We start from the raw sequence: 19,708 nt of genomic DNA on the forward strand, positions 1-19,708 counted from the left end.
GTTGGGGCGGCGGCCAGGCACGCTGGCCCTCATTCGTTGTCCCGATGAAGGAGTATAAGCCGCATTTCAAATGCCACGCGCCGTTGTCCCCGACAAGGAGACAAAGCCGCCGACGGTGAGGACCGGCCCGCTTGGCGGCGCAAGGCCGTGTTACGTTCCTCCTCATGAGTCGATTGGAACAGACGCGCGCCGCGCTTGGGGCGGCGGGGGTGGACGCCCTGTGGATCAGCCATCCGGCGAACGTGCGGTATATCTCCGGCTTTTCAAGCGGGTCAGACGGCAAGGCGCTGGTAACGGCGGGCGAAGCGGTGCTGTATACCGACGCGCGCTACACCGTGCAGGCGGCGGCGGAGTCGGCCCTGCCGCAGTTCATCGCGCGCCCACCCGGAACGTACGAGGACGCCGCCAGCCGGGTGAAAGGCCTGCGGGTGGGCTTCGAGGCCGAGCACCTGACGGTGGCGGGGCTCGAAGCCCTGCGGCGTCACTGGGACGCGGAGCTGGTCCCCACGCGCGGGGTAATGGAGGGTTTGCGCCTGATCAAGTCGGCGGAGGAGGTGGCCCTGATTCGGGAAGCGCAGGCGATTGCCGACCGGGTGTTTGCGGAGGTGCGCCCCATGATTCGCGCGGGCGTGCGCGAGCTGGACGTGGCGCTGGAACTGGAAATGGGCCTGCGCCGCGCTGGGGCCGAGGTGGGCTTCGACGTGATTGTGGCGGGTGGGCCGCGCGGCGCGATGCCCCATGGAGTGGCCTCGGAACGGGTCCTTGAGGACGGCGAGCTCGTTACGGTGGACTTCGGCGCGAGGTGGCGGGGCTACCACAGCGACATGACGCGCACGGTAGCGGTGGGCACACCTTCTGAGGAGATGCGCCGGGTGTACAGGGCTGTGCTGGAAGCCGAGCAAGCGGCGGTGGCGGCGGTGCGGCCCGGGATGAAGTCGGGCGACTTAGACGCCGTGGCGCGCGGAATTCTGGAAGAGCACGGTCTGGGCGAGGCGTTCGCGCACTCGCTGGGACACGGAGTGGGGCTGGACATCCACGAGGGGCCGGGCCTGAGAATGGGTACGGACACGCCGCTCGAGCCCGGCATGGTCATCACGGTTGAGCCGGGCGCGTACCTGCCGGGCGTGGGCGGTGTACGCATTGAGGACCTCGTGCTGGTGACCGATATGGGGTACGAGGTGCTGAGCCTGACGCCGAAGGAGAGCGTATGAAGCTGCGCGCCCTGGTGCTGGCCGGGCTGATGGTGCTGGGATCTGCCTCAGCGGCGGGGACGTACCGCGTCCGTTCGGGGGACTCACTGTGGACGGTGGCGCGGGCACACGGCACGACGGTGACGGCGCTGCGGCAGACGAATCCGGGGGTGCGGACCCACGCCCTGCAGATCGGACAGCGGCTGCGGCTTCCGGCACGAACGGTTCGGACCTCGGGCCAGCATGCTCCGGACACCGCCTACCAGCGCGGCCTGGCGGTGTGGTATGGGGGCCGCTACAACCGGCACACGCGCATGACGGCGGCGCACCGCACACTGCCGCTGGGAAGCTGGGTGCGGGTGACGCTGCGCAGCGGACACAGCGTGGACGTGCTGATCAATGACCGGGGGCCGTACGGCAGCCGCACGCGGGTAATCGACCTGTCGCGGACGGCGGCGTCGCGGTTGGGCATTTTGAGCGCGGGACGCGCGGCCGTGACGGTGCGGGTGCTGTCGCGGCCCTAAAGGCGGCGTTCGCAAAAGCGCTCCCAGCGAAAAGGGGGTGTTAGAATCTGCCCCGGGTTTTGTCTCTGTAAGGAGTGCGGGAGGCGGGGCCACGTCCGGGCACTTCTGTTCGGACGCGGTTTCAGCCGGACGCACCCTGCCCAAGAGGAGGAGTTTCAATGACGATGGAAACGGCGCTTTTGACGCTGGACACGCTGGCGAAGTACCTACGTGACAAGGAAGTTCAACTCGACATCGAGGACAACGCGGGGCAGCGCTTTATCCGTATGGGATGGCGCTTCGATATGGGTGACGCCGCCGTGCTGGTTTCGGTCAACGACGGCCCGAACAACACCAGCCGCCTCGAAGTCACCTGCGTGACCCAGAAGGCCTACACTGACCGCCGCCAGGAAGTCATGACGCTGCTCAACGACCGCAACCGTGAGCGGGCGTTCAGCCGCTCGATCGATGCGGACGGCAACGTCTGGCTGGAGTACGTGGGTTTTTATCCCACCCTGGTCGAAATGCCTCAGGAAACCTTCGACACCCTGTTCGGCGGCGTCCTGATGCACTTCCAGGACGACTACGCCACCCTGGAGGGCTACACCGCCGGGCCGCAGTTGCAGCAGCCCCAGGCGTAAACGGGGCAGCGAAGGAGGGCGGGGAAGCTTCCCCGCCCTCTCTTTTTGCGTCTATAGAAGTGTAAATCGACTCACATCTACAGGCTTGTGAAGCTGGTCTGGAATCAAGCTCTCGCCCGCTGCAGTTCCTCCAGCCGGTCTACGTAGCCCGCCAGGGTGCGGAACGTCGCCTCCACGGGTTCTGGGCTGAGCATGTCCACCCCGGCCTCGCGCAGGGCGTCGATAGGATCGAGCGCGCCGCCAGAACGGAGGAACTTCAGGTAGCGCTCGCGGGCGGCCTCCGGGTCCTCTGCGAACTGCGCGAGAAGTTGATGGGCCGCGCTGATGCCCGTGGCGTACTGGTAGGCGTAGAAGTTGGCGTACAGGTGGGTGGAGAACTGGGCCCAGAGGATGCCGCTGCGCTCATGGTCCATTTCCACACCCTCGCCGTAGCCCTGCTTCAGCAGCCCCGCGGTGAGGTCGATCAGGTCTGGGGCGCTCAGGGTTCCCCCCGCCTCGATGCGCCGGTAAGCCTCCAGCTCAAAGGCAGCGAGCGTGGGCATGATGAAGAAGTAGCGGTGGAAGTTGCCGAGCGCCTCCTCAATCAGGGCCACCTCGAAATCGGTGTCCCCAGCCTCGCGGGCCCGGTGCAGGAGGTGCTGGCGCACCATCGCCTGATTGAAATTGGAGGCCACCTCGGCGTGAAAGAGGGTGTACCGGGGCACCGAGTAGGGGTGCTCACGCTGGGAGAGCAGCGAGTGCATGGAGTGGCCGATCTCATGGGCGAGGGTGGAGTAACTGCTCAGGGTGCCGTTCCAGGTCATGAAGATGTAGGGTTTGACGCGCCCGCCGCCGTTGGAATACGCGCCCTGGCGTTTGCCGTCGTTCTCGGCGTAGTCCACCCAACGCCCCTCGGTGAGTCCCTGCCGCATGTCTTGTATATATTCAGGACCGAGGGGGGCCATGCCTTCCTCTATCCAGCCCACGGCCTGCCCGTAGCTCACTTGCCGGGGCGGGACGAGGGCGGCCTTCACGTCATACTCGCGCAGTTCGGAGAGGTTCAGCCACGCGCGGCGCACATTCCAGTACCGGTGCCAGGTGGGCGTGTGGGCGCGGTAGGTGCTGAGCAGGGTGGTGACGACTTCCACCGGGATGCGGTCTGGGGCGAGGGTGGCCGTGATGGCGTCGGGGTAGCGGCGCGCGCGGGCCAGGAAGACGTTCTGGCGCACGTTGGTGGCGTACATCGCGGCCTGGCTGTGGCGAACGGCGAGGTGGGCGTCAGCGTAGTTTTCCCAGGCCTCGCGGCGCACCTCGCGGTCTGGGTGGCTGGTCAGGCGGTCCACGTTGCCCTGGGTGACGGGCTCCCCTCCCGCTGTGCCGAACCGCAGGTCCATGTTGGCCAGGGCGGGGTGGATGCCGCGCTCGGAGGCGAAGGGGGCCTGCACCGCGCCGAGGAGCTCCTCGACTTCGGCCGAGCGGACGTGGGGTTTGCCGCGCACGATGCGCTCCAGGCGGATGCGGTGGTCTTTCAGGGCGGGGGAATCCAGCCAGCCACGCACCGTTTCCTCGTCCAGGGAGAGCAGTTCAGGCTGGGCGAAGGCGGTCACGCTGCCGAACTGCGCGCCGATGCCGCTGGCGCGGTCCCGCCAGGCGGCGGCCACGGCGTCGCGGCCGTCCACACTGGCGCTCATGCCCGCGTAGGACATGAGGCGGGTCAGGCGCAGGGCCACCTCATCGGCCCCGTTGAGGTAGGCGGCGAGCGCTTCCGGACCCTGGCTCAGCTTTCCGGCATGGGCGGTCAGGGCGTCGATGGCGGCGGGCAGGTTCCCGGCCTCGGCCTCCCACTCAGCAGGCGTGGCGAACAGGGCCTCAATGTCCCAGGTCTGCTCGCGGGGCACGTCGGCGCGGAAGGGCAGGGCCGCCTTTTGCTCGGTTGTGGTCATGGGCAGGAGGCTAACACCGGGGCGTGAGCCAGGGGGACTCGGCCAGATGGCTTACGTTCAGGGCTGGAGGACAGGCTGGGGCAGGAGGGAGACAATCTCATCCACACGGCCTACCTCAGCGAGGCGGGGAAACAGAACCGAGAGGCTGTGCTCGTGCGACGGCAGATGCAGGTCCGTCGTGGCGTCAGCGGCCACAGTCACGTTGTAGGCGCGGTCGTGGGCCTCGCGGGCGGTCGATTCCACGCCAATGCTGGTGGAAATGCCCGCCAGGACCACCCCCGTCACACCCCGGCGGCGCAGCTGGAGATCGAGGTCTGTCGCGTAGAAGGCCCCCCAGTGGTGCTTCGTGACCACGATGTCGCCCGACTCGGGGCCAAGCTCGGCGGGAAAATCTGCGAAGTCTGCGGGCAGCGCGGAAGGGATGCGGGGTGCATCGGCGCGGGGCCGCAGGGTGTCGCCCCCATCGGGAGCAAAGGCGACGTGAACGAGCACCACGGGTCGCCCAGAGTGGCGAAAGGCTTCGGCCAACCGAACGGCGTTGCGCAGGACTTCTGCCGAGGGATGGGCGGTCGGCATCCGCAACACCCCAACCTGAAGGTCGATCAGGACGAGGGCGGTTTGGGAATCGAGGGAAGTGATGGGCATGGGTCAGGGTAGCCGTCCCCCCGCCCCCAAATCCAATGATGTTTCTGGCATCCTGATATAGAAAAAGCCTATGGCCGACTTCAATGCGTACCGAAATTTCGTGGCGGTTTACCGGCTGGGCAGCGTATCAGCGGCGGCGCGGGCGCGGCACCTGACGCAGCCCACGGTCAGCCAGCAGCTTGCCGCGCTGGAGGCGCAGGGGGGTGAGCGGCTGTTTGTGCGGACGGCCCGGGGCATGGAGCCGACGGCCGCAGGTCAGGCCCTCTACGCGCAGGTGGCCGACGCGGTGGACCGTCTGGAGGGGGCGACGCGGCGGGGACGCCAGGCGGCGGCGCAGGCCTGTCCCCTGATTCGCCTCGGTACCACCCCCGAATTCTTTCAGGCGTTCGTGTTGCCGCACCTGCCCGCCCTGGGAGCGCGGTGGCAGGTGTCGTTCGGGGAGGCGCGGGACCTGCAAGCGCGGCTGGAGGGGGGCGAGCTGGACGCGGTGCTCTCGGTGCGGGTGCCCACGGGCCGGGCGCTGGACGGGCAGGTGCTGCGCCACAAGCGGGTGGTGCTCGTCGCGCCGGGAGATGCCCAGCCTCCCGCTGACCGGGGGGGACTGGAGGTGTGGCTGCAGACCCAGCCCTGGGTGAGTCACGAGCCGGAACTGGGGCTGCTGCGGCGGTTCTGGCGGCAGCACTTCACCGGACGGCTGGAGGTGCAACCGGCGTTGACCGTGCCGGACCTGCGGACGGTACTGACGGCCGTGGAGGCGGGCATCGGGGTGGCCCTGCTGCCAGAATTCCTGTGCGCGGAGGGACGGCGGGCAGGGCGGCTGCTGGACCTGCTGGGGCCACAGCCGCTGTTTTCACGCGAGTATCTGGTGCTGGCCTACCGCGAGGCGGACGCGGAGCGCGAGTACATCCGGCGGCTGGCGCACCTGCTGTCGGACGGGTCGGAGCGGCCCACCGCCACTTAGCGCCGCTGGCGCACGCACTCGTACAGCACGAGGGCCGCCGCCGTCGCCACGTTGAGACTGTCGGCGGCTCCACGCATGGGAACCCGCACCGGAAGTTCGGCCGCACGCCACGCTGGGGGCAGGCCCTCGTGTTCCGCGCCGAGGACGAGGGCCACCCGGCCCGTCAAGGGCGCGTCCCAGTAGACGTGGGGGGCGTCGGGGGTACAGGCGACGCGGGTAAAGGCGTGCTCGGCCAGCCAGGTCAGCGCCTCCTCTTCAGACAGGGAAGCGACGGGCACAGCAAAAACGCTGCCCTGGGAGGCGCGGATCACGTTGGGGCTGTACGCGTCGGCCCCACGTCCGAGGACGATGACTCCAGCGGCCCCCGCCGCGTCGGCCGTTCGCAGGATCGCGCCGACGTTGCCGGGTTTTTCCAGACCGTGCAGCACGACGACGAAGGTGTCCGCTTCAGGCACCGGCAGGCGGGGGGAGGGCGCAGGCAGGGTGGCGAGGAGGCCGTCGGGGTTCTCGCGCCCGCTGACCTTCTCGAAGGCTTCGCGGGAGAGGCGGACGCGGGGGTCCGGCAAGACGCGCTCCACCTCCACCGCCTCGGGGCTGTACAGGGCGTCGCAGGTGTAGATGGCGAGCGGCAAAAAGCCTGCCGTCAGCGCGCGGGAGAGTTCGCGGGCCCCCTCGACGAGGATGACGCCCTCGGCCTCGCGCTCACGGCGGCTCCGCAGGCGCACCAACTGCTTGACCTGCGAATTTTGAAGGGAGGTGATCACGTCGGGCTCGGGCATCGGCCCTCCAGTATGCCGGGCGGGCAGGCGGGGACATAGACCCGGCGCATGGGCCAAAACGCGGAAATGGGGCGTGCGGCTTCACGCCAGGCGTTAACTTGTCGCCATGCCTCTCCCCTTTCCTCCGTTCAAGCCGTGCCCCTGCGGCTCGGAGCGCAGTTACGGCGCGTGTTGCGGACCACTCCACACGGGCAAGCAGCCTGCCGGAACACCCGAGGCGCTGATGCGTTCGCGGTACTCGGCCTACGCGCTGCGCGACACGGCCTATGTCCGCCGCACCTGGCACCCGGACACCTGCCCCCGTGACCTGAATCTGGAAGAGGACGGAGCGAAATACACCGGGCTGACTGTCCACAGCGCCCAGGACAACGAGGTCACCTTTACGGCGACCCTGAAGGTCGGGGGCCGCGCCCACCGCCTCAGGGAGCGCAGCACCTTCGAGTGGCGGAACGGGGAATGGGTGTACGTGAGCGGCGCGCAACCGTGAGACGCCACCGAGTGGGGTGGGCCGCGTACCCTGGGGCATGATCTCCACCTCTGGACTTTTCTGGGACGGGCACGGCGCATGACGGCCGTTCTGATTCTGATGGTGATTTTCGGCGGCGTATCGCTGATGAAGTACGTGGACACCACCCGGATGGCGCGGCGGATGGAGGGCCGCCTGCCCGACGGGGCGCAGGAACGGGCAGCGCTGCACGCGCCACCGGCCCAACCCCTGCCCGGGCCCGAGGCCGTCGAGACGCTGGTGCTCAAGCTGCCTCCGCGAGCGCGGGAACGGGCGTGGACCATTCTGTGCGCTGTGGTGGACGCGCAGGCCAACTCTGGGGCGCTGGACGCGCGCACCGCGTACCTCCTCACGGAGACGCGCCGCAGCTACCTGCCCGAGACGTTGCGGGCCTACCTGAACCTGACGCCCGGCGCACGCGAGCGCCTGGGGGTGCAGGGCCAGCCCGCCGAGACGCTGCTGACCGAGCAGCTCGCCCTGATCGAGGACGGGGTGCGGGAAGCGCTGCGGCACGATCATGCGGCGGCGGACCGGTTGCTGGCCCAGGGCCGCTTTCTGCGCGAACGCTTTCAGGGGGAGAACGCGGGCGGTGACCTGAAACTGCCTGGCTAAGGCGCATCTTCCCCACTGGGCGCTAGCCTGGACCCATGACGAGGACACTGGCTTTTCTGGGACTGGGCGCGATGGGGCGGCCGATGGCCGGGCACCTGGCCCGCAGGACAAACGAACTGGGCGGGCGCACATTGGTGTGGAACCGCACGGCGAGCAAGGCTGAAGTTCATGCGCGCGAATTCGGAAGTCAGGCCGTCTTGCTGGCTGAAGTGGCCGGGGCGGACGTGATTTTTTCCTGCCTGCCCACGAGCGCCGAGGTGGACGGGGTGCTGGCGGAGCTGGGCGAGCATCTTCGCCCCGGCACCGTCTGGGTGGACTGCACGAGCGGGCACCCGCAGGCGGCGGGGCGGCAGGCGGCGGAGCTGGCGGCAAGGGGCGTGAGCTTTCTCGACGCGCCGGTCAGCGGCGGCACAGCCGGAGCCGAGGCGGGCCGGTTGACCGTGATGGTGGGTGGTCCCGCGGAGGCGCTGGAGGGCGTGCGCCCAGACCTGGCCTTCGCGGGCAAGGTGGTCCGCGTGGGCGGCAGTGGCGCGGGGTTCGCGGTCAAGGCGATCAACAACGCGCTGCTGGCCGTGAACCTGTGGGCGGCGGGCGAGGGCCTCGCGGCGCTGGGCCTGGGCGGCGTGGACCTGGGGGCGGCGCTGGAAGTCATCAACGCGAGCAGCGGGCGCTCGAACGCGACGGAGAACCTGATCGGGCAGCGGGTACTGACGCGCGAGTTTCCCGCGACGTTTGCCCTCGGCCTGCTCGCCAAAGACGCAGGCATCGCCGCCGACGTGGTGCGCGACGCCCGGGGCAGCGCGCCCGTGCTGATGGCGGTGGAGGCGCTGTACCGCGCGGCGGCCCACCTGATCGGCCCAGACGAGGACCACACGGCGGCCCTGCAACTCGTGGAGCGGATGAACGCCGTGGAGTTGCGCTGAGGGCCGAGCCTTTAGACCATTTGGCCCTCCAGCCGCAGGTGGATGTAGGTCTGCCATACCCGGAACCCCAGCTTCTCGTAGAAGGGGGCAATGCCGGTCCAGTCGATGCCCATCACCTCGGCTCCCCGCTCCCGCAGGCGGTGCATCGCCGCGAGCATAAAGGCCCGGCCCACGCCGCCGCCGCGCAGCTCAGGATGAATACCGATGGGACCGAGGCCGCCCGCAAGGCCCTGCGCTCCACAGGCCGCGCGCAGGGCGTCTGGAAACAGCAGGGAGGGGAGGACGGCCGGGTCTTCCTCGGTGCCGATGAGGGCAAAGCCCAGCACGCGCGAACTTTGGGCCAGCGCCAGCAGTTGCGCGGGCGAGCGCTCGCCCACCGCCGTGGCGTCGTGCGTCCACCGGGGGGAGAACACACGGTCGGTGAGGGTCTGAACGGCGGACAGAATGCCCTCTTCGCGGGCGTCGGTGAGGCGCAGGGAACCAGACAGGGCGAACGGAGGCAGCGGCGCACGCACATCGGCGGTCATGTCCACGCTGATCCGGCCGGTGCGGACAAAGCCCAGATGCTCGAAAAAGCCGACATTCGCCCCAGTGGCTCCGGGCAGGAAATGGCCGCGTTCCTCACCCACAGCGAGTGGGACGGGACCGAGACGTTCGCGGACCTGCCGGATGAGGGCGTGCCCCAGCCCCTCTCCCCGGCGCGCGGGATGGGTCAGGATCAGGCGCAGGTGGCCGTGAGCGTAACTTTCGGGGCGGCGAAAGGCGGCGAAGGCGACGAGCCGCCCCGCGTTGTCGCGGGTCCACGCCCAGCCTTCCAGTGGGCCGAGGCGGTCTGCGAGCCCCCGGGGATGAGGCACCCGCTCCGGCCAGGCGGCGGTCCAGAGGGCGGCGATTTCGGCGACGGTGGGCGCCGTCACGCGCCGAAGGGAAGGCGGCCGGGCGCTTTCCCCCCTCCCCTGAGCCAGCCCAGCAGGGCCGCGCGGGCCTCCGGGCGAAAGCCGTAGGTCAGGACGGCGGGAGCGTCTACGTCCAGTACGGCGTAGGGGTTATACAGCGCGAGGTGCAGGTCAGGCCGCGCCCCACGCAGGGCCGGCGCGCGGTGGCGGCCAGTGGTGGCGAGCAAGACGGGCGTGCCGGAACTTCGCAGGGCGTTCCAGTCAAGTGCGGCCGGATCGTCGTAGTCGTGCAGGGTCACCCGGTAGAGCTCTTCCAGTTCGCGGGCGAGCATGGCGGCGTCCACGCTCGCCTCGCTGACGTTCTCACGCACCACCCGCCGGGGCGCGACGAGCAGGATGGGCGTGCCGGGCGGAGGCGGCGCGGGCTGACGGTAGGTGGTCAGGCCCCGCGCCCACGCTCCGGCGAGCAGGAGCCTGTCTGCCGCAGGATCAGACGCGGGGTCTGCCTCCGCCGGAAAAGTGGCGGCCAGGGCGTGCAACCGCGCGAGGCTGGCGTCCACCTCCCCGCGGCTCAACCCACCGCTCAGCGCGGTCCCGATGGCGGTGAGCGTCTCCTCCTGCACCTCACGGCGGCCCAGCGCCATCACCAGATCCGCTCCGGCCTTCAGGGCCTGCACCGCCGCCTCGCCCCGGCCGTAGTAGGCGTCGATGGCCTGCATGCCCATGCTGTCGGTGACGACCACGCCGCCGTAGTTCCACTCGGTACGGAGCAGGTCCGTCAGTACGGCGCGCGACAAGGTGGCGGGATGGGTGGGATCCAGGGCGCGGTAGACGATGTGGGCGGTCATCACGGCGGGCGCGAGGGGCAGGCAAGCGCGGAAGGGGGCGAGTTCCACCGCTTCGAGTTCGGCGCGGGACCGGTCCACCCGGGGCAGGGCGAGGTGGCTGTCGAGATGCGTGTCACCGTGACCGGGAAAGTGCTTGACACAGCCGGCGACGCCCGCCCAAAGGTGGCCGCGCAGGGCCGCCGCACCGTGGCGCGCGACGAGCCGCGGGTCCGCTCCGTAGGCCCGCTCGCCGATCACCGGGTTGGCCGGATTGACGTTCACATCGAGAACGGGGGCGAAATTCCAGTTGATGCCCACCGAGCGCAGTTGCCGGGCCAGCGCCGCATTGACTTCCTCGGTCAGGGCCTCGTCGTCCGCCGCGCCCAGGCCCATCGCCGAGGGAGCGTGCGGCCAGAAGGTCGGGCGCAGGATGGCCCCGCCCTCGTGGTCGATGGCAATCAGGGCCGCACTGCCCATCACTTCCCGCAGGTCCGCGCACAGCCGGGCGAGCTGCGCGGCGTCCCGCACGTTCTTGCCAAACAGGCACACCGCGCGGATGCCGTGCCGCTGCAGGTGCGCCGCCGTGTCCGCGTCCAGCGCGGGACCGGGAATGTCGACCATGACGAGGGCACCGGGAGGGGGCGAAATCACCCTCTCAGCGTAAGGGATAGCGGCGTGGTCGAGGCGGCATACCGCGTCACCTGTGAAACAGCCGGGCGAGAAAAACGATGAGGGCGAGGATGGACCGCAGCGCGAGCCCGAGCAGGTCCGGCAGGAACTCTCCGGCAATGTTGAGAACAGCCTGAATGCGGCGGCTCCGCCTGGCCAGCCGCTTTTTGGAGGGAAGTGGGCGTGCCCGGGCTGGGGAGCGAACAGGAAAGCGCATGAGGGAAAGTACGCCTTCGGGGCAGCGAACGTTCCTGGCCCTGCAGCGCTGCCCCTCCCCTTCAGTACGGCAGACTCGCCAGTTCCAGCAAGCGCTCGCGGGCCTCGGGAGCATTGCCCAGGCGGCGGGTGCGGTCGGGCTCGGTGAGCTGAACCAGCAGGGCGTCGAGGGGATCGGGCAGGGGTGGCGGCGGAAAATCGGGGCCGGAGAGCGCGCCGTGCAGGCCCCAGCCCAGCAGCACGCCGACGGCGTACAGGTCGCTCTCGGGGCCCAGGGGCTCGCCCCGGGTGGCCTCGGGGCTTTGGAAGGCGGCGGTGCCCATGCGCATGGGCGTGTCAAAGCTCTCACGGGTGGGGCCCGAGAGGTCAAAGTCCACCAGCTTGGCGCTGCCGTCGGGCTCCACGATGATATTTTCGGGCTTCACGTCGCGGTGCACGATGCCGCGCCCGTGCAGGTAGGCCAGGGCGTCGAGCAGGTGCACCAGCGTGAGCAGGTAGGCCCGCCGCTCGTGGGTAAGGGCCGGACGCTGCGCGTAGCGCTCAAACAGCAGGTGCCCGCGCGCCAGCGTGACGATCAGCGCGGGCTGGTTGTCCACCCGCACGGGCGCGATCACGCGCACGAGGCGGGGGTGGTCCAGGCCCGAGGCGTTGCCGTACTCGCGCACCGCATGGGCGGCGAAGTGCTCGTCGAAAATTTTTACGGCGCAGGGCTGACCGCCGGGTCCCACAGCGAAGTACACAACGCTGTGCGAGCCACGCCCGAGCGGGCGCACGAGGCGCACCCCCTCTCCCACGATCTGTCCCGCCAGCGGCATCTCCTCCACACGGTACTTCAAAAGGGGCACGGCGCGGTATCCCCCGTGCGGTCCGCTATCTTGACTCGGAGAACGAAGGAGCCGCATGACAAGACTGAAACAAGCGCCGGGGCCGCTCGCCAAGCTCTGGAAGGAAGTGCTGGAACCCATCGTGTTCGCGGTGGTGATCACCCAGTTTCTGGCGACGCTGGTCGGCGTGGACGGCGTGAGCATGATGCCCAACCTGCGCGACCGCGAGCGCGTGTTCGTGCCCAAGTACGAGACCTGGCTGCACAAGGCGGGTGTGGGCGAGTTCTCGCGCGGGGACATCGTGATTTTCAAGCCTCCCCGTGAGGCGGCCGCACAGGCGAGCAACCTCACCAAGAGCGCTTTCGGGCTGTGGAATTACCGTCCCTTCCTGATCAAGCGCCTGATCGGCCTGCCCGGCGACCGGGTTAAGGTCTCGGGCGGCGAGGTGTTCGTCAACGGGCAAAAGCTGAACGCGGGCTGGACCACCGACTACTGGAAAGCGCAGGGCTGCTGGGACACCGAGAGCGATCTGGCGAACAATGCGGCCTCGGCCGCGGCGGGCATCTTGCAAGACCAGCCCGAGATCACGGTGCCGGAAGGGCACTACTTCGTGATGGGCGACAACCGCACCGCGGGCGGCAGCGAGGACTCGCGCCTGTTTGGGACCGTGCCCCGGCGTGACGTGGCGGGCCGGGCCGCGGCGGTCATCTGGCCGATTATGCGCAAGCAAAACGTCAAGTACGACTGCACCGCGGGCCATGTCGACTCGTTCAGCGGTCCGAATGTGCTGAATTGGCGGGCGCTGGCTCGGCCGGAGGCCTTTGGTGCGCTGAAGTCGCAACTGGGCAAGTAGACGGACGAGAAGGAGGCGCTCACCCCCGCGGGGGTGAGCGCCTCCTTCCTTTGCGCCCCGCAGGCCGTAGGCGCTAGAGACCGTCCTCCTCGCCGCCGTCCTCCTCGCCGCCCAGCACGGAGATATCGGTTTCTTCCCAGGCCACGCGGTACCCGCCCTCACGGGCGATAAAGTCGGCGGCCATCCGCAGGGTTTCTTCCACCCAGCCGTAGTCGTTGCTCAGGGTGGCGACGCCCAGCACCTCCCAGTCGTGGGCATTGAGGCCGTCGAGGCGGGCGACGGTGAGGGGATAGCGGGCCTTGAGTCGCTCGACGACGGGCCGCACCAGGGCGCGTTTTTCCTTGAGGTTCGACACCCAGGGCATCTCGACGCGCACAGTCAGGATGCCCACATACCCGAGGGCCATTCCCGCCCGCCCTACAGCATTCCCGCCAGGAAGCCCTGCGTGCGTACGGCGCGCACGAGGTCCATGACGGTCTGCTGGCTGGGGTCGTAGTCAATCTCGATCTGGCCCTCGTCGGGGGTGGCCCGCGCGATGCCGGGCAGGCCGCGCAGGTGGGCCGCGACCCGCTCGCCGGATTCGCGGTTCATGCCGCGCACGCCGAGAAGCACACGGATGGGTTTGTTCGTCATGCCGGTCATTATGCCCCCCCTCCCGCGCCTACACGCTGTCCAGGAGCCGTGTCCGCCCGCGTGCCCAGGTGGCGCACGGCGTATTGGCCCGTCACGTGCGCGCCCTCTTCGCCGGCCGCCGCGACCAACTGGGGGATCAGGGCAAAATGCACCTCGTAGACGGCCGTATCGTAGGCGCTCTTGACGGTGGCGTGCAGCAGCCCAGAAGCGACCGAAGGCCCAGCTTCAGGGCTCAGCAGCACCGTCCGCACAAGGACGATGGGCCGGTCGCCCTGCCAGACGTGCTGCGCCAGAACCGCGCCCTGGACCTCTCCGGCCTCGTCGCCCGCGACGAAGGAGTGTTCGCTGCGCTCGTAAAACTTCAGGGCCGGGAGGCTGGTACTCAGGCGGCCCTCGCGCTCGCGTTGGGGCAGGGTATCGAAGGCGGGGTCCAGGTGGCGCTGTGCGGCAAGGTCCAGCGCCTGCAGGGCCGGGTAGTCGGCTTCGGAAAAGGTGCGGTAACGCATGGGGTCAGGGTAGCGTGGAAGCTGTGGGCGGTTGGGCCCAGCGCAGGCCCAGCGCTCAGCGGGCTGTACCAGCCAAGCGCTCGTCTGCGGACCTGTAGGGCCGCTGGCAGAGACCTGACGGGTCCCATCAGGGGAGAGGGTCAAGCGCGCCTCACTCCACCTCGGCCGTTTCCACCGGGTAGCGCCCGCGCCACAGCGCCCAGCCTTCTTCGGGAAAGGCCCGTTTGGCCTCGGGGGCAAAGAGGCGTGCGCCCTCGGCTTCCAGCTCCGGCACGGGGCAGGGCACCACGTCGGTGTCCTGCATGGCGGGGTGATCGCTCCAGGCGATCAGCCGGCCCGAGCCGCCCCAGGGATCGTGGGTGGCCCACACCACGCGGCCCACGCCGAGCAGGGCCGCCGCGCCACCGCACATCAAGCAGGGTTCCAGGCTGGTGTAAAGGGTGAGTTCTGCTCCCTCCCGCACCTTACCCAGCGCGAAAAACAGGTCCATCTCGGCGTGGGCCACGCTGGCCGCCCCCACGTGTTCGGGGCTCTGGGCCTCGCCCACCCGGTTGCGGCCCCGGGCGATCACACGGCCTTCGGCGTCCACGAGGACCGCCCCGACGGGCGCACTTCCGGCCACTTGGGCTTCACGGGCCAGCCGCAGGGCTTCTTCCAGATGGGGACGGTGAACAGCGGGATCAAGCGCAGGCATGGCGGCAGTGTGGCACGCCCTCCCCAGCTGTCCGGTGAGGTAAGGGCAAGGTTCTCCACACCCGTGAACCTTGAACTGCGTTTATACTTGAACCCAGTTCAATAACTCAGACGGGCCACCCGGCTCGCGTGGTTCCCGCCGCCCCACGAGGGGTGAGCGGCTGGAGGAGGGGGAAGGCCGTGCCAACGACAGGAGCGATGACAAGACCGTGGCTGGAGCAGTACGAGAAAGGCGTACCGCGCGACTTCGCGCCGGGCAACGACGTGCTGCCGGACCTGTTGCGCCGCAGCGCCGAGGGGTATGCGGACCGGACCGCGCTGACCTTCCTGGGTGCCGTGACCAGTTACGGCGAGTTGTGGGAAGACGCGCTGCGCTTCGCCGCCGCACTGCAAAAAATTGGGGTGCAGCCCGGCGAACGCGTCAGCGTCATGCTGCCCAACTGCCCGCAGTTCGTGGTGGCGTTCTACGGCGCGCTGCTCGCCGGGGCCACGGTGGTGAACACCAGCCCGCTGTACGTGCCGGGCGAACTCGAACACCAGCTGCGCGACAGTGGCAGCGAGACGCTGATCCTGCTGGACACGTTTTACCCGCGCTACACGCAGGTGGCGGCCAGGGTGCCTGTGCAGCGCGTGATCGTGACTGGGATTCAGGACGCGCTGCCCTTTCCCAAGAACGTGCTCTATCCCCTCAAGGCGCGGCGAGAGGGCAGCTGGGTGGGGGTGAAGGCGGGCGGCTCGGTGTACAGCTTCAAGGCACTGCTCAAGGGCCAGGCCCCCACGCCCCACCCCGTGACGGTTCACCCCGACGGGGTGGCGCTGCTGCAGTACACCGGCGGCACGACCGGCGTGCCCAAGGGCGCGATGCTGACGCACGCGAACCTCGTGGCAAACGCCGGGCAGGCCCGCGCGTGGATGACGGACCTTCAGCCCGGCACCGAGGTCTGCCTGGCCGCCATTCCCTTTTTCCACGTGTACGGCATGACGGTGGCGATGAACCTCAGCGTGCTGATCGCAGCGAACATCGTGCTGGTGCCCAACGCGCGCGACATTAAAATGGTCCTCTCGCAGATCGCCGAGAGCGGCGCCACCCTGTTTCCCGGCGTGCCCACGCTATACAACGCGATCAACAACCACCCCGACACGCCCGCGCATGACCTGACCAGCATCCGCGCCTGCATCAGCGGCAGCGCGCCCCTGCTGCTGGAAACGGCGCGGCAGTTCCGGCAAATCACGGGCGGAGCGAATCTGGTGGAAGGCTACGGCCTCACCGAGGCCAGCCCCATCACCCACACCAACCCGATTGCGGGCGAGCAGCGCGAGGGCAGCATCGGCCTGCCCGTGCCCGGCATGGACGCCCTGGTGATGAACGAGTTGGGCCAACCCCTTGCCTGCGGCGAGGTGGGCGAGCTGTGGGTCTCGGGCCCCAATATCATGCGCGGCTACTGGGGACGACCCGACGAGACGGCAGGGGTGCTGCGCGAATACGCGGGCCAGACCTGGCTGCTGACGGGCGACATGGCGGTGATGGAGGAGGGCGGCTATTTCCGCATCGTGGACCGCAAGAAGGACCTGATTATTGCGGGCGGTTACAACATCTACCCGCGCGAGGTGGAAGAGGTGCTGATGACCCACCCGGCCGTGCTGGAGGCGGCGGCGGTGGGGGTGCCCGACGCCTACCGGGGTGAGAGCGTCCACGCCGTGGTGGCCCTCAAGCCGGGGGCGAGCGTTACGGAAGCCGAAATCGTCGCCCACTGCCGCAATGGGCTGAGTCCCTACAAGGTGCCGCGCAGCGTGGAGTTCCGCCCCGAACTGCCCAAGACGGCGGTGGGCAAGGTGCTGCGCCGCCAGCTGGCGGAGGAGGCGCGGGCCGCGGGGGAGCAGAAGGCGGCGAGCTGACCTCCCCTTTCCCCACGCCCCGGGAGCCGCGCAGGTGCCGGGGCGTTCTCGCGGCCTCATTCGGCGCGAAACGGCTGCTCTATCATGGCTGGGTATGCCGCATTCCTGCCCCCTCCCGGGAGACAGCCCTTGTTCCTGAGATTTCTCAAACTCACCACGTCGCTCCTCCTGGCGGGAGGGGTGGCCGCCGCCGGGGTGGGAGCCACCTACGTGACCAAGTGGACGCGGGAGCTGCCCGACTACCGCGAGCTCGACAACCTCAGCCTGGGGGCCGAGACCCGCGTGTACGCAAGGGACGGCACACCGCTGGGCACCCTGGTGCCTACCATCGGCGAGCAGAAGATCAGCCGCACGCTGGTCCGGCTCGACGAGATCAGTCCCTTCATGACCGCGGCGCTGATTGCCAACGAGGACCGGCGGTTTTTCGAGCACTACGGGCTGGACCCCTACGGCATCGGGCGGCAGTTTCAGCGCCTGGCGCGCGGTGAGGAGGCCCAGGGCGGCTCGACGCTAACCAACCAGCTCATCAAGAACACGCTGCTGCTCGACGAGTACAACCAGGCCAGAACGCCGGACCGCAAGATCAAGGAGTGGTTGCTGAGCGTGCAGGTGGAGCGCGCCTTTACCAAGGAAGAGATCCTGCGCAACTACCTCAACGCGATCTACTGGGGGGACGGCGGCCCGGTGGAGTTGTACGGCATCTACTCGGCGGCGCAGGCGTACTTCCGCAAGACGCCCAAGCAGCTTTCCCTGGCCGAGAGCGCGTACCTGACGGCCCTGATCCCGAGCCCCAACCGCTACCGCGATTACAAGGGACAGGTGCGGCCCGTTATGAAGACGCTGCTGGCGCGCATGGTGGAAGACAAGTGGATCACCCAGGTTCAAGCCGACGCCGCGTGGCACGAGAAGTTGCAGCCACGCGGGTGGAAGGTGACCTACGACGCGGGGGGCAACGTCACGTCGGCGCAGCTCGTGGACCCCTCGGCCAAAGAACTCAAGGCGGTGACCACCACCCGCGCGGGGCACTTTACCAGCCAGGTGGAGCAGGAACTGATCCGGCGCTTCGGACGGGAGAAGGTGTACGGCTCGGGCGGCCTGCGGGTCTACACCACCCTGGACCCCAAGATTCAGGACGCGGTGGAAACGGCCAGCCGGGAAGCACAGGGGGTCTCGGCGCAGGGGCTGCCGCGCGGGACAACGCTGGGAGCCGTGATTACCGACCCCTACACCGGGGAGGTACTCGGTATGGTCGGCCAACGAATCGTGCCGGGACGCCCAATCCCCGACTGGAACAATGCCGCGCAGGGCCAGCGGCAGATCGGCTCGACCATCAAGCCGCTGCTGTACACGACGGCCCTCTCGACCGGGCTGACCGAGGACCACCGCGAGGACGACAAGCCCATCTCGTTTCCCTGCGACAGCTGCAAGGGCGGCGTGTACAGCCCCCAGAACTTCGAAGGCCATACCACCTACCGCAGCATGACCATCCGGGAAGCGCTGGACCGCTCGCTGAACCTGGTCACGGTGCGCCTCGCCGACCGGATCGGCCTGCAGACCTTTTTCGGCAAGCTGCGCGAGCTGGGGCTGCAGACAAACGACGGCACCGGCCTGGCAGCGGCGCTGGGCGCGGTGGAAACCACGCCGGTCAAGATGGCGGCGGCCTACGCGCCCTTTGTGAACGGTGGGCTGTACCGCGCGCCCCGTTACATCGCCCGCGTCACCACGGCCCGGGGCGAGGTGCTGTACGACGCGGCCAATGATCCCACCAAACCCAGGCGGGTGTGGTCGCCGCAGGTGGCTTGGCTGGGGCTGGACATGATCCGGGGCGTGGTCAACGACCTGACCCCGGCGCAGGGCGGGCTGGCCAGCCGGGCCAAGTTCGGCGACTGGCCGGTCGGCGGCAAGACGGGCACGAGTAACGGTCCCAAGGACTTCTGGTTCGTGGGAACCACGCCCCTGTACACCGGGGCCGTATGGGTGGGCAAACAGCAGGGCGGCGAGATGCCCGTCTCCTACTACTCGGGATTTGTCAACGCGCCCATCTGGCGGCGCATGATGGAACTTGCCCACGCCGGCAAGACGCCCACGAAGTTCGTGGAACCGCCTGGCATCCTGTATGTGAACGCCCCGGACCCGGGCTGGCTGCCAGGCGTGAAGATGGCGGTGCTGGACCCCAGGTTCAAGACCGACCAGACCCAGGTCGTGCAGGATGACCCCGCGCCCACCGTCTACAACGAGGTGGCCTGGTCGCCCAGCGCGCCTGATCCGCGCACCGCGCTGGTGCCGGTAGACCGCACCACCGGCCGCCTCGCCACTGAATTCACGCCGCCTGAGAACGTCGTGATGCGCCGGGTGGACATTGAGGCCCTGCCCGGCTACTCGCCGGACCCCAACCCTGCTCCCCTCAAGGACGAACAGCCGGACCCGCAGGCCCTCAAGGCTGTGCGCGCGCCGGGTACGGCCCCAGCCCCCACGCCCAAGGACGACACCTCGCCCTGAGCCTCGTCCTCTTCACGGACCCCCGGCTGCGGCTGGGGGTTTCGTCTGCCTCTGCCACCGCCTCTCACCGGCCTATCATCCACCCCGGCGGCAGGGGCGCGCATCATGCCGGGGATGAAACGCGCGCCCCTGCTGACCCTCCTGCTGGCCCTGGGCACGCCCGACGCGGGAGCGCGGGTGCGGCTGGGCGAGGCTCTGCCCGCTCATCCCTGGGCAGAGGCCGGGCGCGAGGTGATCGTGGTGTACTCGCACGACTGCGGCGACCTGGGTGAACTGTGGGGCGCGGTGATGAGCGCCGGACTGCCGGTGCGCGCCGTGAACGCCGAGGACGTGCCCGCCCCTGCGCCTGCCGGGCTCAACGTCTGGCGGGGCGCCGAGGCCACCGCCTTTGCCCGTGCCCTGCGCGTGGGCACCTATCCGGCGGTGCTGCTGGTGCGCGGCGGGCGTGTGCTGAACGCCTGGGAAGGGACGTTCCGGGGAGACCTGGGCATCACGCCCGGGTCCTGATCCCTAGC

General features: G+C 69.1%; 22 protein-coding genes. 11 read left to right on the forward strand and 11 right to left on the reverse strand.

Annotated features, from left to right (window positions below; genetic code table 11):
- The first annotated feature begins 164 nt into the window (after window positions 1-164).
- The 3 genes from B9A95_RS20965 to B9A95_RS20975 all read left to right on the forward strand — a co-directional run bounded on the left by B9A95_RS20965 (window position 165) and on the right by B9A95_RS20975 (window position 2,334).
- On the forward strand, window positions 165-1,211 hold the full coding sequence (locus B9A95_RS20965) for a M24 family metallopeptidase (protein WP_084050879.1): 1,047 nt from the start codon (window positions 165-167) through the stop codon (window positions 1,209-1,211).
- Window positions 1,208-1,714, forward strand: coding sequence for an RlpA-like double-psi beta-barrel domain-containing protein (locus B9A95_RS20970; protein ID WP_084049048.1), 507 nt, complete (start codon window positions 1,208-1,210; stop codon window positions 1,712-1,714). The genes B9A95_RS20965 and B9A95_RS20970 overlap by 4 nt, the downstream gene beginning before the upstream one ends.
- A gap of 158 nt (window positions 1,715-1,872) precedes the next feature.
- Window positions 1,873-2,334, forward strand: coding sequence for a type III secretion system chaperone family protein (locus tag B9A95_RS20975; protein WP_084049049.1), 462 nt, complete (start codon window positions 1,873-1,875; stop codon window positions 2,332-2,334).
- 104 nt (window positions 2,335-2,438) lie between these two features.
- On the opposite strand, the gene pepF is transcribed toward B9A95_RS20975, so the two are convergent.
- Together pepF and B9A95_RS20985 are read right to left on the reverse strand one after the other, a co-directional pair.
- On the reverse strand, window positions 2,439-4,256 hold the full coding sequence (pepF, locus tag B9A95_RS20980) for an oligoendopeptidase F (RefSeq protein ID WP_084049050.1): 1,818 nt from the start codon (window positions 4,254-4,256) through the stop codon (window positions 2,439-2,441).
- Between the two features lie 57 nt (window positions 4,257-4,313).
- A complete protein-coding gene (locus B9A95_RS20985) occupies window positions 4,314-4,901 on the reverse strand; it encodes an isochorismatase family protein (RefSeq protein ID WP_084049051.1) in 588 nt (195 codons plus the stop codon).
- Window positions 4,902-4,971: 70 nt separating this feature from the next.
- On the opposite strand from B9A95_RS20985, the gene B9A95_RS20990 reads away from it, so the two are divergent.
- On the forward strand, window positions 4,972-5,862 hold the full coding sequence (locus B9A95_RS20990) for a LysR family transcriptional regulator (protein ID WP_084049052.1): 891 nt from the start codon (window positions 4,972-4,974) through the stop codon (window positions 5,860-5,862).
- Here B9A95_RS20990 and B9A95_RS20995 read toward each other — a convergent pair.
- Window positions 5,859-6,641 (reverse strand): TrmH family RNA methyltransferase, encoded by a 783-nt coding sequence (locus B9A95_RS20995; RefSeq protein ID WP_084049053.1) that lies wholly within the window; start codon window positions 6,639-6,641, stop codon window positions 5,859-5,861. The genes B9A95_RS20990 and B9A95_RS20995 overlap by 4 nt on opposite strands.
- Before the next feature lie 106 nt (window positions 6,642-6,747).
- Between B9A95_RS20995 and B9A95_RS21000 the strand changes: the two genes are divergently transcribed.
- From B9A95_RS21000 to B9A95_RS21010, 3 genes are all read left to right on the forward strand, one after another.
- Window positions 6,748-7,128: a YchJ family protein gene (locus B9A95_RS21000; protein ID WP_084049054.1), complete on the forward strand. Its 381-nt coding sequence runs from the start codon at window positions 6,748-6,750 to the stop codon at window positions 7,126-7,128.
- A gap of 78 nt (window positions 7,129-7,206) precedes the next feature.
- Window positions 7,207-7,758 (forward strand): hypothetical protein, encoded by a 552-nt coding sequence (locus B9A95_RS21005; protein WP_084049055.1) that lies wholly within the window; start codon window positions 7,207-7,209, stop codon window positions 7,756-7,758.
- Between the two features lie 35 nt (window positions 7,759-7,793).
- A complete protein-coding gene (locus tag B9A95_RS21010) occupies window positions 7,794-8,681 on the forward strand; it encodes an NAD(P)-dependent oxidoreductase (RefSeq protein WP_084049056.1) in 888 nt (295 codons plus the stop codon).
- Window positions 8,682-8,692: 11 nt separating this feature from the next.
- On the opposite strand, the gene B9A95_RS21015 is transcribed toward B9A95_RS21010, so the two are convergent.
- The 4 genes from B9A95_RS21015 to B9A95_RS21030 form a co-directional block, all read right to left on the reverse strand.
- The gene (locus tag B9A95_RS21015) at window positions 8,693-9,598 is read right to left on the reverse strand and encodes a GNAT family N-acetyltransferase (protein ID WP_084049057.1); all 906 of its coding nucleotides are present in this window, start codon (window positions 9,596-9,598) and stop codon (window positions 8,693-8,695) included.
- Complete coding sequence (gene nagZ, locus B9A95_RS21020; RefSeq protein WP_342744604.1) at window positions 9,595-11,055, reverse strand: beta-N-acetylhexosaminidase; 1,461 nt, start codon at window positions 11,053-11,055, stop codon at window positions 9,595-9,597. The genes B9A95_RS21015 and nagZ overlap by 4 nt, the downstream gene beginning before the upstream one ends.
- Window positions 11,056-11,101: 46 nt before the next feature.
- Window positions 11,102-11,290 carry a hypothetical protein gene (locus tag B9A95_RS21025; RefSeq protein WP_084049059.1) on the reverse strand — a complete coding sequence of 63 codons (189 nt, stop codon included), beginning with the start codon at window positions 11,288-11,290 and terminating at the stop codon, window positions 11,102-11,104.
- Window positions 11,291-11,351: 61 nt separating this feature from the next.
- The gene (locus B9A95_RS21030) at window positions 11,352-12,104 is read right to left on the reverse strand and encodes a serine/threonine-protein kinase (protein WP_084049060.1); all 753 of its coding nucleotides are present in this window, start codon (window positions 12,102-12,104) and stop codon (window positions 11,352-11,354) included.
- An 85-nt stretch (window positions 12,105-12,189) separates the two neighbouring features.
- Here B9A95_RS21030 and lepB point away from each other — a divergent pair, with 85 nt between their 5' ends.
- The gene (gene lepB, locus B9A95_RS21035) at window positions 12,190-12,966 is read left to right on the forward strand and encodes a signal peptidase I (protein WP_084049061.1); all 777 of its coding nucleotides are present in this window, start codon (window positions 12,190-12,192) and stop codon (window positions 12,964-12,966) included.
- Window positions 12,967-13,039: 73 nt separating this feature from the next.
- Here lepB and B9A95_RS21040 read toward each other — a convergent pair whose 3' ends face one another.
- The 4 genes from B9A95_RS21040 to B9A95_RS21055 all read right to left on the reverse strand — a co-directional run bounded on the left by B9A95_RS21040 (window position 13,040) and on the right by B9A95_RS21055 (window position 14,799).
- Window positions 13,040-13,372 (reverse strand): DUF503 domain-containing protein, encoded by a 333-nt coding sequence (locus B9A95_RS21040; RefSeq protein WP_084049062.1) that lies wholly within the window; start codon window positions 13,370-13,372, stop codon window positions 13,040-13,042.
- An 11-nt stretch (window positions 13,373-13,383) separates the two neighbouring features.
- Entirely contained in the window at window positions 13,384-13,608 is a 225-nt protein-coding gene (locus B9A95_RS21045; RefSeq protein WP_084049063.1) for a heavy-metal-associated domain-containing protein, read from the reverse strand.
- A complete protein-coding gene (locus tag B9A95_RS21050) occupies window positions 13,608-14,105 on the reverse strand; it encodes a DUF1999 domain-containing protein (protein ID WP_084049064.1) in 498 nt (165 codons plus the stop codon). Before B9A95_RS21050 ends, B9A95_RS21045 begins: the two co-directional genes overlap by 1 nt.
- A 151-nt stretch (window positions 14,106-14,256) precedes the next feature.
- A complete protein-coding gene (locus tag B9A95_RS21055) occupies window positions 14,257-14,799 on the reverse strand; it encodes a nucleoside deaminase (RefSeq protein ID WP_084049065.1) in 543 nt (180 codons plus the stop codon).
- Between the two features lie 197 nt (window positions 14,800-14,996).
- Here B9A95_RS21055 and B9A95_RS21060 point away from each other — a divergent pair, with 197 nt between their 5' ends.
- The 3 genes from B9A95_RS21060 to B9A95_RS21070 all read left to right on the forward strand — a co-directional run bounded on the left by B9A95_RS21060 (window position 14,997) and on the right by B9A95_RS21070 (window position 19,700).
- Complete coding sequence (locus B9A95_RS21060; RefSeq protein WP_084049066.1) at window positions 14,997-16,694, forward strand: long-chain-fatty-acid--CoA ligase; 1,698 nt, start codon at window positions 14,997-14,999, stop codon at window positions 16,692-16,694.
- An 84-nt stretch (window positions 16,695-16,778) separates the two neighbouring features.
- A complete protein-coding gene (locus B9A95_RS21065; protein WP_084049067.1) occupies window positions 16,779-19,193 on the forward strand; it encodes a transglycosylase domain-containing protein in 2,415 nt (804 codons plus the stop codon).
- A gap of 105 nt (window positions 19,194-19,298) precedes the next feature.
- Window positions 19,299-19,700: a penicillin-binding protein gene (locus tag B9A95_RS21070; RefSeq protein ID WP_170928736.1), complete on the forward strand. Its 402-nt coding sequence runs from the start codon at window positions 19,299-19,301 to the stop codon at window positions 19,698-19,700.
- Window positions 19,701-19,708: the final 8 nt, after the last annotated feature.

Source organism: Deinococcus hopiensis KR-140 (assembly GCF_900176165.1).
GTDB classification, from domain to species: domain Bacteria; phylum Deinococcota; class Deinococci; order Deinococcales; family Deinococcaceae; genus Deinococcus; species Deinococcus hopiensis.